This window comes from Pseudomonas cavernae (assembly GCF_003595175.1).
GTDB lineage: Bacteria > Pseudomonadota > Gammaproteobacteria > Pseudomonadales > Pseudomonadaceae > Aquipseudomonas > Aquipseudomonas cavernae.
In genome coordinates, this window is record NZ_CP032419.1 from 4,587,940 (window position 1) to 4,603,743 (window position 15,804).

Annotated in this window: 12 protein-coding genes, 1 tRNA gene and 4 pseudogenes; 13 read left to right on the forward strand and 4 right to left on the reverse strand. The window is 63.1% G+C overall.

Annotated features, from left to right (window positions below; all coding sequences use genetic code 11):
• Positions 1-15: 15 nt before the first annotated feature.
• The 5 genes and pseudogenes from D3880_RS20880 (at position 16) to D3880_RS20895 (ending at position 6,636) form a co-directional block, all read left to right on the forward strand.
• Positions 16-1,233: a methyltransferase gene (locus D3880_RS20880; protein WP_119895334.1), complete on the forward strand. Its 1,218-nt coding sequence runs from the start codon at positions 16-18 to the stop codon at positions 1,231-1,233.
• Positions 1,234-1,526: 293 nt separating this feature from the next.
• Positions 1,527-1,602: transfer RNA gene (locus tag D3880_RS20885), tRNA-Thr, on the forward strand.
• A 1,369-nt stretch (positions 1,603-2,971) separates the two neighbouring features.
• Positions 2,972-3,112, forward strand: a pseudogene (locus tag D3880_RS23485) (hypothetical protein); the annotation flags it as partial.
• A gap of 198 nt (positions 3,113-3,310) precedes the next feature.
• Positions 3,311-4,024 (forward strand): methyl-accepting chemotaxis protein, encoded by a 714-nt coding sequence (locus D3880_RS23490; protein ID WP_420800887.1) that lies wholly within the window; start codon positions 3,311-3,313, stop codon positions 4,022-4,024.
• Positions 4,025-4,317: 293 nt separating this feature from the next.
• Positions 4,318-6,636, forward strand: a complete 2,319-nt coding sequence (locus tag D3880_RS20895; RefSeq protein ID WP_119895336.1) for a putative bifunctional diguanylate cyclase/phosphodiesterase — start codon at positions 4,318-4,320, stop codon at positions 6,634-6,636.
• Positions 6,637-7,124: 488 nt separating this feature from the next.
• On the opposite strand, the gene D3880_RS20905 is transcribed toward D3880_RS20895, so the two are convergent.
• Entirely contained in the window at positions 7,125-7,553 is a 429-nt protein-coding gene (locus tag D3880_RS20905) for a DoxX family protein (protein ID WP_119895337.1), read from the reverse strand.
• A gap of 283 nt (positions 7,554-7,836) precedes the next feature.
• Here D3880_RS20905 and D3880_RS20910 point away from each other — a divergent pair.
• The 4 genes and pseudogenes from D3880_RS20910 to D3880_RS20925 form a co-directional block, all read left to right on the forward strand.
• Positions 7,837-8,022, forward strand: a pseudogene (locus tag D3880_RS20910) (ATP-binding protein); the annotation flags it as partial.
• 337 nt (positions 8,023-8,359) lie between these two features.
• Entirely contained in the window at positions 8,360-8,659 is a 300-nt protein-coding gene (locus D3880_RS20915) for a hypothetical protein (protein ID WP_119895338.1), read from the forward strand.
• Positions 8,660-8,843: 184 nt separating this feature from the next.
• Positions 8,844-9,035 carry a hypothetical protein gene (locus D3880_RS20920; protein WP_119895339.1) on the forward strand — a complete coding sequence of 64 codons (192 nt, stop codon included), beginning with the start codon at positions 8,844-8,846 and terminating at the stop codon, positions 9,033-9,035.
• Between the two features lie 108 nt (positions 9,036-9,143).
• A complete protein-coding gene (locus tag D3880_RS20925; RefSeq protein ID WP_119895340.1) occupies positions 9,144-9,758 on the forward strand; it encodes a recombinase family protein in 615 nt (204 codons plus the stop codon).
• Between the two features lie 639 nt (positions 9,759-10,397).
• On the opposite strand, the gene D3880_RS20935 is transcribed toward D3880_RS20925, so the two are convergent.
• Together D3880_RS20935 and D3880_RS20940 are read right to left on the reverse strand one after the other, a co-directional pair.
• A complete protein-coding gene (locus D3880_RS20935; RefSeq protein WP_119895342.1) occupies positions 10,398-11,840 on the reverse strand; it encodes an RES family NAD+ phosphorylase in 1,443 nt (480 codons plus the stop codon).
• A gap of 624 nt (positions 11,841-12,464) precedes the next feature.
• Positions 12,465-12,821 carry a terminase small subunit-like protein gene (locus D3880_RS20940; RefSeq protein ID WP_238474381.1) on the reverse strand — a complete coding sequence of 119 codons (357 nt, stop codon included), beginning with the start codon at positions 12,819-12,821 and terminating at the stop codon, positions 12,465-12,467.
• Between the two features lie 144 nt (positions 12,822-12,965).
• Between D3880_RS20940 and bufA2 the strand changes: the two genes are divergently transcribed.
• The 3 genes from bufA2 to D3880_RS20955 are packed head-to-tail and all read left to right on the forward strand — an operon-like array spanning position 12,966 to position 14,906.
• Complete coding sequence (gene bufA2, locus D3880_RS20945) at positions 12,966-13,220, forward strand: BufA2 family periplasmic bufferin-type metallophore (RefSeq protein ID WP_119895343.1); 255 nt, start codon at positions 12,966-12,968, stop codon at positions 13,218-13,220.
• Between the two features lie 58 nt (positions 13,221-13,278).
• A complete protein-coding gene (gene bufB, locus D3880_RS20950; RefSeq protein WP_119895344.1) occupies positions 13,279-14,124 on the forward strand; it encodes an MNIO family bufferin maturase in 846 nt (281 codons plus the stop codon).
• Complete coding sequence (locus D3880_RS20955) at positions 14,115-14,906, forward strand: HvfC/BufC N-terminal domain-containing protein (protein WP_119895345.1); 792 nt, start codon at positions 14,115-14,117, stop codon at positions 14,904-14,906. The genes bufB and D3880_RS20955 overlap by 10 nt, the downstream gene beginning before the upstream one ends.
• Positions 14,907-14,994: 88 nt before the next feature.
• Here D3880_RS20955 and D3880_RS23160 read toward each other — a convergent pair.
• Positions 14,995-15,258: pseudogene (locus D3880_RS23160) on the reverse strand (hypothetical protein); the annotation flags it as partial.
• A 134-nt stretch (positions 15,259-15,392) separates the two neighbouring features.
• On the opposite strand from D3880_RS23160, the pseudogene D3880_RS20965 reads away from it, so the two are divergent.
• A pseudogene (locus tag D3880_RS20965) lies at positions 15,393-15,686 on the forward strand (TolC family protein); the annotation flags it as partial.
• Positions 15,687-15,804 lie beyond the last annotated feature (118 nt).

Below are 15,804 nucleotides of genomic sequence, written 5' to 3' on the forward strand. Positions count from 1 at the left end.
GCCAATCTCGCTCCCGTGTCCACTCCAACTCCGCTCCAAGGCCCGCAACTGCTCGAACGCTTTCAGGCGCTGGATGCCTTCCTGCTGGCCGGACAAGCCCTCTGGCGCCCACGCCCCTTCACCCATCGGTATCTGCCCTGGGAGCAGCAACACCCCGAGCTGGCCACCTGGCTGCGCCGGCGCTCGCTGGCGGAAGCCGAAGCCGTCCATAACCACCCGGAGCAGCTGCAAGCACCCGCGCCTTTCGCCCAACTGGCCGCGCAAGCCCTGGCACTGAACGCGGTGGGCGAGTTCGCGGAGAAGCCGCTGCCGACCCTATCGATGCACTTCGCGATGGATATTCCCGGACGCAAATGGCAGCAGATCCAGGCCTTCGCCAGCCGCCTGCAGTTCCGCCAACCGCCGCGGCACTGGCTCGACTGGTGCGCCGGCAAGGGCCATCTCGGCCATCTGCTGGCCCAGGATGGCGGCGGCCTGACCTGCCTGGAATACGACCCGCAGCTGGTTCAATCCGGCGCAGAACTGAGTCGGCGCCGCAGCCTGCAAGCTGTGCACCGGCAGCAGGACGTGCTCGCCGTCGATGCCGCGGCTTGCCTAGACGCCCGCCACACACCGGTGGCCTTGCACGCCTGCGGCGATTTGCATGTGCGCCTGATCGAACTAGCCAGCGCGGCCGGCTGCGCGCACCTGGCGATCGCTCCGTGCTGCTACAACCGTATCGCGAGTGCGACCTATCAACCGCTTTCATCCGCTGCGCAGGCCTCGGCACTGCACTTATCCCGCGACGACCTCGGCCTGCCGCTGAGCGAAACGGTTACCGCCGGCGCTCGCGTACGCCGTCAGCGCGACACCTCGATGGCCCGCCGCCTGGCCTTCGACCTGCTGCAACGCGAACTGCGCGACTGCGACGACTATCTACCGACCCCATCGCTCCCCAGCGCCTGGCTGCACAAGGACTTTCGCAGCTATTGCTTGGACCTGGCGGCGCTGAAGAACCTCCCCATTTCCGGCGCCCGCGACTGGTCAGCCTTGGAAGCGGCCGGCTGGCAACGCCTGGCCGCAGTACGCAACCTCGAACTGCTGCGCGGCCTGTACCGCCGCCCGCTGGAACTCTGGCTGCTGCTCGACCGCGCGCTCTACCTGCAAGACCAGGGTTATCGCGTGCAACTGGGCAGCTTCTGCCCCAGCCGGCTCACCCCGCGCAACCTACTGCTGCTCGCCGAGCGCGAATGAGTTACCCACACATTCTGTGGATAACTTTGTGGGCAGTTTCTGAGCAAATCGCTGCACCGTCGGCAGACCAAGGCCTGGCCTGTACTGGCGAATTTTCATCCGGTTCATAAAAATTAGTAAAAACAGATAGTTATGAATTTCTGCTAGCTGTCGCACAAAAACCGAGCACGTTTGTACTAAGCGCATTGAGGCTGTGCATAAGCATTTCCTTTACATGCCTCGAACTCCGTCTAAACAGCCATTTCTCCGACTTTACGCGAGCTTACGAATGGATATAATGGCGGCCCGAAAAAGCCGGTATAGCTCAGCTGGTAGAGCAACTGACTTGTAATCAGTAGGTCCCGGGTTCGATTCCTGGTGCCGGCACCATATAAAACAACGACTTAGGCTCACCGCAAGGTGGGCCTTTTTCGTTTCCAGAGCAATTAAAGGCCATTTGGTCACAGCTTTGGTCACAGCTTCTCGCTTGATTGAACTGAATACGCCCCTGTTCCGGCGAAACTCGTGCACAGCGTGCGCCGGCTCGCGGGTGGCGCGTCATGAAACAAGAAAGCCCCGCCACCGGTGATGGTGTGCAGGGCTTTCAAGGCTTGGGCAGAGCACGGCGAATCTATCAGGGCACCATGCCCAGGACAAACGTGCCCCCGGCATAACGCTTCGTTCCCCTCTCCGTCGCCACCCAAGGCGCCGGCGTGCCCCTGGGCGACTGATCGCTGATCGGCGAAGTCCTCGCCACCGGCCGCCTCGTAGCCCCTTCGACCTCAAGGTGCCCACTGGCGACGGCTTCCTCGTCTACCCCAAACGCCCGCCCCCAGCCCGCCACTGGGCGAGCTGGCGGACTGGCTCTTGGCCCAGGCCCGCCACTGCCAACCGCTGCAGGAACAATGGCAAAGAAATATTGCTAATGGCCAGTTGCCAGAATTGAACGTGTAAGCAATTATTTGCACTCGCGTACCAGTACGGTGCGCAATCCCTTGCAGCACGGACCGCTGACACCCCTCTTTCCAACCGGGGGCATTTCGAGGCGGCGCCACACAGGAGAGCTTCGATGTCCATCCAGCGACTGTTTTCCCTGATTTTCAGCGCCATCATTCTCTGCACCGCCATCCTCTGCCTGCTGGTCGTGCTGCTCATCAACAACCAGAAACAACTCAGTGAACGACAGGAAAACCGTAACCAGTCCTACCTCCTGGCTGACGAACTGCGCCAGAGCTCGGATGACCTCACCCGCATGGCCCGCACCCTGGCCGTGACTGGCGATGCCCGCTACGAAAAGCTCTACCACCAGATACTGGCCATCCGTAACGGCCAAGAACCCCGGCCGCAGGGCTACCAGCACCCGTACCTCGACTTCATCGTCGCCGGCCAGGACAGCGACACTGAGCCGGGCCAGGCCATGCCCCTGCTCGAACTCATGCGCCGCCAAGGCTTCACCGAGGCCGAACTGGCCAAACTCGCGGAAGCCGACGCCGCTTCCAATGCCCTGGTGAAAATCGAAACCCAGGCCATGAACGCCGCCCTCGGCCTGTACCCTGATGACCAGGGCCAGTACACCCGACACGGCCAGCCCGACCTCGTCCTGGCCAGCCAACTCATGCACAGCCCCGACTACCACCGCGAAAAAGCCCGCATCATGCGCCCAGTGGACGACTTCTTCGAGTTGCTCGACCAGCGCACCAACAACGAAGTGGCTCATCTGCGCGAAGTCGGCACCGCCTACATGACGGCCGTCAGCGTCATGGTCCTGCTGCTCATCGTCATCGCCGTCATCGGCATCATCGCCATCCGCCGCAAAGTCAGCGGTGCCCTGCTGCGCCTTTCCGCCGAAGTCAGCCGCGTGGCCGAAGGCGAATTGGCCACCAACCTCGACGCCCGCAGCGCCGGCGAATTCGGCATGCTCTCCCACGCCTTCAGCCAGATGGTCGGCAAGCTGCGGGAAATCGTCAGTAACGTCGTCCACTCCAGCAGCCAGCTCAGCGTCTCCGCCGCGCAGCTCACCAGCATCACCAGCACCACCCAGGACAACATCAAGCAACAGGAACTGCACACCGTCGAAGTCGCTACCGCCATCACCGAAATGGCCGCCACCGTGCAGGAAGTGGCGCGCAACTCCGCGCACACCGCCGATGCCGCGCAAGAGGCCGACCGGGCCGCCAACAGCGGCCGGCAAGTGGTGGAGCAAATGGTCGGCACCATCCAGCGCCTGTCCGGCGAGATTGGCCAGGCCGCCGAAGTGGTTCAAGCGCTGGCGGCAAACACCGCCAACATCGGCGGCATACTCGACGTGATTCGCGGCATCGCCGACCAGACCAATCTCCTCGCCCTCAACGCCGCCATCGAAGCCGCGCGGGCCGGCGAACAAGGTCGCGGCTTCGCCGTGGTGGCTGACGAAGTACGCAGCCTGGCCAAACGCACCCAGGACTCGACCCAGGAGATCCAAGGCATGATCGAACGCCTGCAAGAAGGCGCGCAGCAAGCCGTCAGCGTCATGACCCAAAGCCGCGCCCAGGCCGAAACCGGCGCCAGACAAGCCGACGACGCCGGCCAAGCCCTGGCCAGCATCACCCACTCCAACCGCGTGATCAGCGAAATGGCCGTCCAGATCGCCAGCGCCGCCGAAGAACAAGCCGCCGTGGCCCAGGACATCAGCCAACGCATCGAACTCATCCGCGACCTCGCCAGCAGCAACGCCGCAGGCTCCGACCAGGTCAACAGCGCCAACCAAAGCCTCGCCGAACTCGCCGAACTCCTCCACGCTCAGGTCCGCTACTTCAACCTCGGCCGCACCTGAAAGAAAGTACTCACCAGAAGCAGAGGTCAGGCCACGATAGCCTTCCTCTTGCTTCGCATTGACGCCGCCCGCCAGCAGAATGCTTTGGGCATGAGTCCAGCCTGACCGTGAGGTGCATGACTCTGGTGCGCCATACCGCGCCAGCGCTCACGGATCGAGTCTTGAGGGCGTATCGCTTCGGAGTTTGGCAGGACTGCAGCGAAAAGGTGCTTCGGCCGCGCCCTCCCACCGCAGTTGAATTTGCCGGGCAAGCCCCAGGAGCGTCACCAAGGAGCGTCACCAAGGAGCGTTAAGTGTCTCGCACAATCCACAGCCTGCGCACACGCACCCTCTTCTATCTGCTGTTGCTGCTGTCCGCAGTGGCGCTGGCCAGTTACTGGAGCTCCTCTAACCTGCTGCACCAGAGCCTGGGGCAGTATGAAGAGCGCCAGGCCCAGGAAGAGCTGGAACGGGTCAATGTGGCGTTGGTCACTGACGCCCAGGCGTTGCTGGGCAGTGCTCTGGACTATGGCGTCTGGGATGACAGCTACGAGTACCTGCAGCAGCCGAGCCCGGCTTACCTGGACGCCAATTTCACCGTCGACTCCATGCGCAACCTGCGCGTGGATTTCGCGGTGTTTCTCACGACCGCCGGTGCGCTGCACTCCGACATCACGTCAGGTGGCGAGCAGCGGGAGCCCCTCGCGACCGACAGCAGCACGCTGCGCGCGGTGCACGGCGGTCTAGCCGCGCTCTCCGCCACGCTGCAGCAGCAGGGCGCCTACCTGCTGCGCTGGATCGATGGCACGCCGGTAATCCTGGCCTACAGCCCCATCCTGGACACCGACCGGAACCAACCGCAGCGGGGTTGGCTGGTGATGGGCCGACGGCTCGACGCGAACGCCTTGGCCAGGCTGGAGCAGCTGGTCGGCACTTCCTTCCAGCTGGCACCTGCCACGACCAGTGCGCCGGCGCTCCCAACGGCACCGGGCAGCCTGCGCGTCAGTCGCCTGCTCGCGGACTCCCTGGGCCCCAGCGCCGTGCACCTCATCATCCAGCGCCCGCCCATCCTGGACCCGCAGAAACGCGCCGGCGACCTCCTGCTCCTCGGCAACTCCCTGCTCATTCTGCTGCTGGCTGCCCTGGCCGCCACCCTCCTGCTCGACCGCCTGATCCTCAAGCGCCTGAGCCGCTTCTCGCACCTGGCCGAGCAGCGCCGGCGCAATGCGGAACAGCCGGCAGTTTGGCCGGTGCAAGGCGACGATGAACTGGACCAGCTCGCGCTATCGCTCAACGAGCTGATGACGGAAGTGCACACGGCCCACGAGAGTCTTTACCAGGAAGCGCGCCGGGATCCGCTCACCGGACTGGGCAACCGCAAATTCCTCAGCGAGCGCCTGGCCCTCTACCAGGCGATGCAGCGGCGCCAGCCCGGCCTGACGCTGACCCTCTACCTGATCGACCTGGACGACTTCAAGCTGATCAACGACTGCCTCGGTCACGAAGCCGGCGATGCCCTGCTGAACCACCTCGCGCAACGACTGGGGGGATTGCTGCGCGCTAGCGATACGGCGGTGCGTATGGGCGGAGATGAATTCGTCGTGCTCAGTCTGACGGACGACACCGGGCCGGGCAGTCACGCCCTCGCCCAGCGCCTGCTAGAGGCGGTCTGTCAACCGCTGATGTTCCAGGACACGCAGCTGGCGATCAGCGCCTCCATCGGCATCGCCCTGGCCGGACCGGGTACTAGCGAGGACGAGTTACTGCGCAACGCCGACATCGCCTTGTACCAGGCCAAACGGGCCGGCAAGAGCGGCTTTGCGTTCTTTTCCGCGACCATGCACACCAATGTGCAGGAACGCATGCGCATCGAACAACGCCTGCGCCAAGCCCTGGCCCTTGGCCAGTTGGAAGTCTGGTTCCAGCCGATCGTCGACGGTGAATCTGGAGCCACCCGGATGGTTGAAGCACTGGCTCGCTGGCCTGTCGACGGCGGCTACTGCCCACCCGACAAGTTCATCCCGGTGGCCGAGGAGGCCGGTCTGATCTGCGAGCTGGGCCTGTATATCGCCCGGCGCGCCATCCAGGCCCTGCCCCGCCTGCAGCAGGCCCGCCCAGGACTGGTCCTGAACATCAACCTGTCGGTCAAGCAACTGCTGCAGGTCAACCTCGTCGGTCAACTCTGTGAACTGGTGGACGCCGAACGGCTATCCCGGCACAGCGTGCACTTCGAGCTGACCGAGAGTGCCTTCTCGGAAAGCCTGGAGGTGCTCGAGGAACAGGTCAATGCGCTGGTCGCGGCCGGGTTCCAGCTCCATCTCGATGACTTCGGCACCGGCTATTCCTCCCTGCAACGCCTGCAACATTTGCCGATGTCGGCGCTTAAGCTGGACAAATCCTTCACCCGCCTGCTGGACGAGGGCGATGAGCGCATCGTCAAGGTGATCCTGTCGCTAGGTGAACTGCTGCAGCTGAGGGTGATCGCCGAGGGCGTCGAAACCGAGCAGCAGCGGGAGCGTTTGCAAATCCTCGGCTGCCGGCTGATGCAGGGTTATCTGTTCGCCAAACCAATGCCCGAACAACAATTGCTCGACTGGCTACCGGCCCCTTCCTCCACGGCTGGCTCAGTGTGAGAACAACAGGCGTGATGCTCGGCCGGCTACACAAAGCCGCCAGGCGGTCGCCGCCGCGACCGGTGGCTGGGGCTAAGGCTTTGCCGGCGGTGACCCGGCCCAGCGTGTTGTCGGTGGCGACGCGGCCACGGCCTGTTTTGCCTGCCACGCCGCCGAAAAGGACCACGACTACGTGTTCAGCCGCACGCGTGATTGAACCGCCGCGCTGATCCAGCGGGCATTGTCGGCGCAGGCGGGAGCGAGGTGGACCCGCGGCGCGGTAATGGCGGTCAGACTGCGGTACAACCAGCCCAGAGTTACCTCTGGTCACCGGCTATCCGTAGGCTCCTAGCGCAAGGCGGCAGGATTTCGGCGTTAACCGAAATCGCCTTCCCGCCTTCGAGCGCGCCTCCCGTCTCGGTGATCCACCCTGTCACTGTGAGCGGGGTTTGCGGGGCGATTGAGCTCCGCACTGCTGGCAGCTTGTACGGTGCCGAAGCCTAGCCGCGCTAGGCCCAATCGCAACCCGGTTTGCCACGGCATAACCGGCGATCGAGGCTCCAGGCGCCGCCCCCGGCCGCCACCAGATAGAGGAAGATAAAGCAGAACAGGATGGCCGGCTCGCCGCCATTCAGCAGTGGTACCCAGCCATCGGGGGCATGTCCGATGAAGTAGGCAAAGGCCATTTCACCGGACAGGATAAAGGCACTCAGTCGTGTGAGCAGGCCGAACAGCAGCAGCAGGCCGCCCACCACTTCGAGCAACCCGGCGAAGCCAATCAGGGAAAACAGGTTCAACTCATCGAAGAAGGCGACATGCGGGAAGCCGAACAGCTTGGCCGTACCATGCTGGAGGAACAGGAAGGCGGTGACGATCCGCAGCACGCTCAGCAGGCGCGGGGCCCAGAGCGTATTCAGTTGGTTGATGAGCGCAGACACGGGAGGTTCTCCTGAGCAAGGTCGAGCGTCGGAGGCAACAGGTAACTGCAGTGAGGCACAGATTCGCGCGAAGTAAAGTTGGCAGGGCAGCGGCATCTTTCTTCAGGACCGGGTCCTGGCCAGCGCTGCGGCGATGACGCCGGCGGCCAGCAGTTCCTCGGCCAGGACCTGGCGTTACGGAGGACGCCGCTCGCTGCCTGGCCTCCAGAGACGCCAAGGCTCCGGTGACTTCTTGTAGGTGCTGCCGGTCAGGCAGCGAGGTACGGACGATTGAGCGCTCGCGCTGGAAGAAGGTGCCCGGCATGACCTGCTGGAAGTGATCGACGACCGCGCCGGCAGCCGCTCCACCCTCCTGACCAGACAACTGCCCATCGAGCACTGGCATGGCTGGATCCTCGACCGCCTGGTGCACAGCGCCTACCGAGTGACGATGAAGGGCGAGTCATTGCGCCGGAAAAAAGCCGAGAAGATGCCGCATCGTGACCAGTCCCTGGGCAGTACGGCGAAGCACGCCGGCAACGCCTTGGACGATGCGGTCAACGGTCTTGGCGCCCTGCTTGGCGGCGGAAGCTGGCTGAGTTCCAGGCTAACCTTCGATGAGGAAACCAACGCCAAGGCCAAGCCGCTGTTCATCTCGACCGTGGCGAACTTGAAGGCCGCCAGCCAAGACCTGCGCGAAGCGATGCGCGTTGTGGTCAGCATGGTCGTCGAACGGTTCGGCGCCGAGGTTGCGCAGAACATGAAGCCCTACGTGGTGCGCTTCATCGCGGACGTGCGCGACGGCAAGGCCAGCCTGGAGACTGAGAATGAGCGCGGAACGGTACGCGGCGATGGCCCGTAAGCACTGGACGAAGTGGCTGCCGGAGAAAACGGCGGAACTGAAAGCGGACGGGGATTGGGAGTCGACCCTGCGGACGCGGGGCAAGTGGGCGGCCGAAAGGGTGCGCGAACTGATGGAGCAGGGGTTCCCGCAGTTCGCGGCGGAAGAGGTGGCTCTAAGCGAGTTCATTCTTCTGAAACCGGAGCCGAAGGCGAATCTGGAGCCGTTGGAGCGCAAGGAACTGGCGGAACTGGAGCGGCAGTACCGCAAGACGCACCGCGAGTAAGCATCGACGGCGCGCCCGTGGGGGCGCCGAACATCCCCGCCAGTAACTTCCAGATCACCGAGGCCACCCGCCTCGGCCAGGGCGGCGAGGTCCAGAAGCTCAACGACAACCTCGCCGCCATTCGCACCCTCAAGCAGATCGAGGCCGAGGCCGATGCCGCCACGCCACCCCGGACGAGCAGGGCGTGCTGGCCCGCTACGTCCGTTGGGGCGGCCTGGCCAACGCCTTCCCCGAGCGGATGCTGTACCTGGGCACCGGCAGCCAGCACTTGGGTAACTTCGGCAAGGTGGTGGTGCGTGGCCTGACCGGCACCCTGGCGTTGGCGCGCACCGCGAAAACTCTAGCCACCATGCCTGTTCCAAAAAGGTGTACCTAAATAGAAACAGAGCAGCAGAGATTTTTTCGCACTGATTCCTTGGAAAGTAACACTCAAAGTGCAACATTAATTAAAAAAGCACCTCAAGTGATACAGGAGCAAGGAATCATGTTCGTCCGCGCCTACCTCCGCGCCTCTACTATCGAGCAAGACGCCAGCCGCGCCCGCGCGGCCCTGGAGCAGTTCGCTGCCAGCCATGATCGAGTGATCGCCGCCGAGTACCTGGAGAACGCCAGCGGCGCCAGGGTCGACCGGCCCGAGTTGCTGCGCCTGCTGAAGGACGCGCGCAAGGGTGACGTGTTGCTGGTGGAATCCATCGACCGCCTCTCCCGTCTGCCTGTCGAGGATTGGCAGAGGCTGAAGGCTGCCATCGACGCCAAGGGTCTGCGCATCGTTGCGCTTGACCTGCCCACCAGCCACCAGGGTATTTCCGACACCAGGGGCGACGAGTTCACCAACCGCATGCTCGGCGCCATCAATTCGATGCTGGTGGAGATGATGGCCGCCATCGCCCGCAAGGACTACGAGCAGCGCCGCGAGCGCCAGGCCCAGGGCATCGACAAGGCGAAGGCTGAAGGGAAGTACAAGGGGCGCCCGGTGGATGCCGATCTGCACAAACGCATCACTGAGCTGCTGAAGGCTGGCCTGGGCATCCGGGCAACGGCCCGTCACGCCGATTGCAGCACCACCACCGTTCTGCGCATCCGTGACGCCATTACGTGACGAGTGCCGATGCTTCGTGCTGTCACCCTGCTGTCACGGGTGCTGCTCGCTGTCAACGCGAAAGGGCTGGAGCCCTTGATTTTATTGGCGTCCCAGAGTGATTTAGTACCAACCTTCCCCTTAGGAGGTGTAAGGCGGCATGACATGCAGGGACCCACCGTCCTGCTCATCGATGCCAGGGCGTCGGGCTAGAGACCGTGTCGGATCGCGCGGGCCACCGTTCAGCATCGGTGTCAGCCAGGTCGATCGGCTCGTGCGGCTCCCAATACCGGCCCTCCAAGAGTTCTGAAGGTCGAACGCCCAGCAATCGCGACTCGTGTCAGCAGGCTGCGCGACCGCTGGGGCGGCCAGGCTCAGTGTTAACGCTTGATCGCCTTCAGCAGGGTGGCCAACGTCACTTCGTCGCCGACCTCAATCCACCAGTCCTGGTCGTGCTGGAGCAGTGCCCCGCCCCGATAAAGCGGGTCACTGCGCAATTGCAGTCATCTGACCAGCCAATTGCATTGGTACTGACCACCACTTGCAACTGTGGTAGCCACATGGTCAACCGGAAGCCCAAGAAGGTCGTAGGTGTGTACCTGTCCTGCTCCAAATATCCGGCGTGTCATGGCACACGCCGGCTTACCAGGTAGAACTCGGCTACTTGCTCTTCACGCTACTATGTCGGCTCACAGGGTGTGCATCGGTTACCACACTGATCTGTTCGACGTGGTGGACCACAACTGATTTGGTGTTAACCCTAAGCGTGTTGATTCGAGTGTCGGCGTCCAGATTCATCTGGGAAAAGTGAGCCCAGAACGGGAGCATTTCGTTTGGCTGTTCTGGAGCCGGGTCCGGTTCAGGGGGCAGATGCTCATGGACGCGGTATTCTGCATGGAAACCGTCTTCATCACTGAAGCCTGTATAAGCGCCAATCTCGGTGTCTTTTGGCAGATTGAGCGAGGCGACCCGAGCTGCTTTGTGGAATAGGACGATGTTGCGGCCGGCTTTCATCTGAGCTGACATGAAAATGATGCCGTCGAGCGGTGGGTCATTTTCATTTGCCAGGAAGTCGGCAATGGCTTGCGTCGGTAGATAGTCGAAATCCTTGTCGCTTGGCATTATCGGCCGAGATATCTTCTGGCCGAGTGTCCTCAGGAAGGCTACCCGTTCCAGCTTATCCTTGAATGCCGGGTCGAAGATGCTACCAGGGGCGTGCACCGCAGCCAGTGCCGTGAGATCTAGGAGTTTCAACGGTCGAATGATGCTGAACTGGGCGACGGCGACTCGGCTACCCACGGAGGGACGGACCTCAGCAATTGCAACCTCTGACTCTTCAGCTCCGTAAAACACTGCGATACCGCGAGGGTTCATCCGGCCAGCCGTTGCAAAGCGTGAGGGTGGTGGTGCCAAACCTTTATCGGGGCGACGCATGGCGTCGAGGAGGCCATCTTCCGACTGAAACTCGCGAGCGCGGTAGAGGTGTTCGACGGGATGTCCCGGCCCTGCGTCCACCACCAGCGGGCGGTCGTCCCTGGTTCGGAATTTGTCGATCTCACGGAAAAGGTCAGTCAGCAGTCCGGCGGCTGAACGACTGAAGAAACGGGCTTCTGTCTGGAGTGAATTTTCGAAGACGGTCCATTCCAACTGCCAGGCGAAAGCACTGTAATCCTTCAGTTCGTAATAGGAGTCACCATCGAACGGGCACTCCTCGCCCATTGCGGCGTTGTCATGGTCATAGTGCCTGGATGACAGCAGCTCCAGGACATCCTCAGCGGCTTCTGTCGGAATTTCCGCAGCTGCCTCAATGGCTTCAACCACCGGTTCACCATCGCGATACCACTCGTAGATCGAGTCTTCGTCAGCCTGCATCCGTGATTGTTCGGCGGTAGGTTGATCTGAGGTCTGAAAGCAGTGCTGCTCAAATGCCAGTTCGATGCGATTCGCAAGATCGACTAGAGGCCAGGTGGGGGCACTTTTCCCGCAGTAGGCGCACACATCTTTGTCGTCGTCAGCCTTTATCTCGCCAGACAGGAACTCAACTTTCACGCAATCGTGGCAGATGCGTTTCGCTTCAAGCTCATCTTTGTCGGTGTAGTCCATGTGATCTCGACTCACTTCGCCGGGTGCGTGGTTGGGGCAGGGTCACGGTTGAAACGCTTGATCGTACGCGAGTCGGCCTCGGGGTCGACCGCCTCGCAGAGTACCAGGTAGCAGGGCGCTCCCTGGTGGATCGCCTGTACATGGCGGAGGCGTTCTGTGTAGCCCAGCGCCTGGCAGCCAGTGGAAACTGCTACAGGTGAGTCAGTTCCACGCACTGGCGGCCGGGGTGACTTGGTGTGCGGGCGATACGGTCACGCCAGACACGCAGATACACCGTGCCGTTGGGGTGGATTGTCCCCCAGGAGCAGCGGGTGTCGTGGAGCGGCGCGCCGAGTCGGACGAACAGATCGGTGATTGTATCTTGGTAGGCGGGTTGGGCGTGGCGCGAGGGCATGGCAGGCGCCTCATTGGGCAGCCATCTTGAGGCTAGCATGCACGCGCTGAGCGGCTGATCGCCGGCCAGCCTGCTGGCAGTCGCGCCACTCCAGGTTTTGATAGTGCCCCACGGGGTTCCGAGCGCCCAAATGCTGACCGTGTTGTCCGTTGGGCTCGAACGGCCATTTACTGGCCTCTTTTCCAGTGCGCGCTGTCGGATGGCCAGCTCGTTGTGCAGGACTACGGCGGTCAAGCCAGGTGCTCCAGCCACTGCTCATGGGTCAGCTGGGTGACGCTGGTTTCAACCTGCTGCTTGATTCCGTACTTGCGCGCGGCTAAGCGCTCGGCCATCCGCCAACGACTGTCGATCATCAGCTTGGTCTTGCTGATCGCCGCCGGGTCAAGCTCGGCGTCGTCGGCGATGTCGAGCGTCTCGTCGACGACCAGATCAATACGCACCGCCATGGCCGCCTGGTAGGCGAGGCGGAATTCTTCGTGCCTGATCAACCAGCGGCAGACCACTGCACGCGCCGGCATGCCAGGGCGTTTGCACAGGCGGTTCAGCGAACAGGGCTCCATCAGCGCGGCACAGATGCGCTCGGCCATTTCCGCGCTGTAGATGGTCGCGCAAATGCAGGCATAGGGATTATTTTCGCCTGGCCGTAACGCCAGAAACTGTCTTCACTCTACCAATGTGTCGGGACCGAATAAGCCGTCCACGGCCGACATCCATCACATGAGGACAACAAGATGACCGTCAAGACTGCCGCTGCTGGCGCCGCCCTGGCCCTGGCCGCCGCCGGCCTATTCGCCAGCATCCCGACCCAATCCTTCGCCGAGGAAGCCCAGATGGTGCACTGTTACGGCGTCAACGCCTGCAAAGGGCAGAACGACTGCAAGACCGCGAAAAACGCCTGCAAAGGGAAGGGTGAATGCAAGGGCCAAGGCTTCAAGAGCATGACCCTGGCCGAGTGCAACAACGCCGGCGGCAAAGTCGGTCCATAAGTGCACGCGGGGTGGCCGATGTGCGGCCACCCCGACCCCTTAGGCGAAGGAGCCCGGCATGTCCTCAGTTACTCCCTGCATCGGCTACGGCCTGGGGCTGCGCAGCACCTACTACAACGAGATACTCGAGCAGCGCCCGGCGGTGGACTGGTTCGAAGTGGTCTCGGAAAACTATCTGGTCGAGGGCGGCAAGGCGCTGTACTACCTGGACGCCATCGGCGAGCACTACCCGCTGGTGATGCACGGCGTGTCGTTGTCCATCGGCGGCCCGCATCCGCTCGATCGCGACTACCTGCAGCAGCTCAAGCGTCTCGCCGAACGGGTGCAGCCGGAGTGGATCTCCGACCACCTGTGTTGGAGCCGCGGTAACGCCCATCAACTGCACGACCTGCTGCCGCTGCCTTACAGCGAAGAAAGCCTGCAGTATGTGGCCGCCCGTGTGCGCCAGGTGCAGGAGGTAATAGAGCGGCCGCTGGTGCTGGAAAATGTCTCCAGTTACGTGCGCACCGCGAACTCTGATTTCAGCGAATGGCAGTTCCTCGCCGCCCTCAGCGAGTTGAGCGGCTGCGAGTTGCTGCTGGACGTCAACAACGTCTACGTCAGCGCGCGCAACCACGATTTTGACCCCTGGACCTTCATCAGTGCGCTGCCGGCCGCGCGCATCCGCCAGCTGCACCTGGCCGGGCATAGCGACTACGGCAGCTACCTGATCGATACCCACGATCAGCCGGTCAGCGATCCGGTTTGGCGGCTCTATCAGCGCACCCTGCAGCATCTCGGCCCGGTCGCCACCCTGCTGGAGCGCGACGATCACTTCCCGCCCTTGGTCGAGCTGCTCGCCGAGTTGGACCAGGCTCGCGCCCTCGGCGCCGTAGCACTCGGCACGGAGGCCGCATGCGCCTGAACGACTGGCAGCGCGAACTAGAGGCCTACCTGCTCGGCGTACCGACGCAGCCCAACACGGCGTTGCGCGACAGCCTGCTCGGCAGCCCCGCCTTGAGCGCCGAGGAAGGCCTGGCGATCTACCACAACGCCTACCGGGCGCGGCTGTTGGATGCCCTGCGCGAAGACTACCCGACCCTGCACCATTGGCTCGGTGACGACGAGTTCGAGGGTCTGGCGAGTGCCTATCTGCAAGCCCATCCATCCCGCCATTTCAGCCTGCGCTGGCTGGGTGCGCGGCTGGCGGATTTCATCGACGGCTATCTGGTCGCCGCAAAGAGCGCCCCACTGGCCGAACTGGCGCGTCTGGAATGGGCTTTCACCCTGGCCTTCGACGCCGCGGACGGCGAACCCCTGACCTTGCAGAGCATGGCCACGCTGCCGCCCGCGGATTGGCCCGAGCTACGGGTACGCCTGCTGCCCAGCGTGCAGTGGCTGGTCTGCCACTACAACAGCCTGGTGTTGTGGCGCGCACTCAAGGCCGCCGAGGAGACGCCAGCCAGCACACTGCTGGAGCAGCCGCACGTCTGCCTGATCTGGCGCCAGGGCCTGGTCAGCCAGTACCGCAGCCTGGGCCCGGCGGAAGCCGAGGCGTTGCACGGCATGAGCCAGCAAGGCTGGAGTTTCGCTGAGTTATGCGCCGAACTGAGCGCGCATGGCAATGCCGCGCCTCTTCAGGCGGCGACTTGGCTCAAGCAGTGGATCAGCGAGGGCACACTTGAGCGTTCAAGTCCGTCTCTCTAGTCCCAATTCCACCGGCTCTGTGCCACCGCATCATGGGCATACAGGCTTTCCTCATGTACTCCCGCAGGGGAAATCCCTCGATCGCGAGCAGGAAATCGCTGGAGGAGGAAACCACGATGGAGCTGGGCAGCGTGACGGGAGGCTTCACGATCGACACTTGCAGCAGGCTGGCGGTCTTGCATTCCTGGCCGGGCTTGCAGGGTTTGCCATGCTCGGAGGGGCTGCCCATGCTGTGGCAACAGTCCGGCTCCACATCCCCCATCATCGCCATACCTGTAGATTTCATCGGGCAAGGTTCTGACGGTACCTCGATGCCCGCCATCCCGCTCAGGGGAAGCGCCAGGCTGCCCACACCCCTTCCGGGGTATGGCGACCTCCGCGCGTTTGATTCCTGTACCACACTGATTTTCATCTCGCATTGGCGGGATGGCTAGTCTGCGCGCTCGTCCGAGCGGCGCGCAGCGAATCATCACAGGAATCGTGAACATGAATTCCAAACGCTATTGCACCGGTTGGCCCGTCGTGGCTGCCCTGGCGACAACCGTGCTGGCATTGCCGAGCCTGGCCGCCCCCCTGACACTCGATGAAGCCTTGCAACTGGCCGAAGACAATGCCCCCTCGCTGACCGCCCAGGCGGCCAAACTGCAGGCGGCCAGTAGCGCCGCCATCCCGGCCGGCGAATTACCCGATCCTAAGTTACTGCTAGGCGTGCAGAACTTCCCCGTTGGCGGCCCCGATCGCTGGACCATCGGCCAGGACTTCATGACCATGCGGATGGTCCAACCCTAGGGTGCGGTGTACGTAGCCGTTTCCCCGTGGCCGCGAAAATGGCATTGGCTACTGCCTGATGCAAGCCTATTGGTTCGCCAGGCCGGTGCCCGAGCAGCAGCTGCTAGAC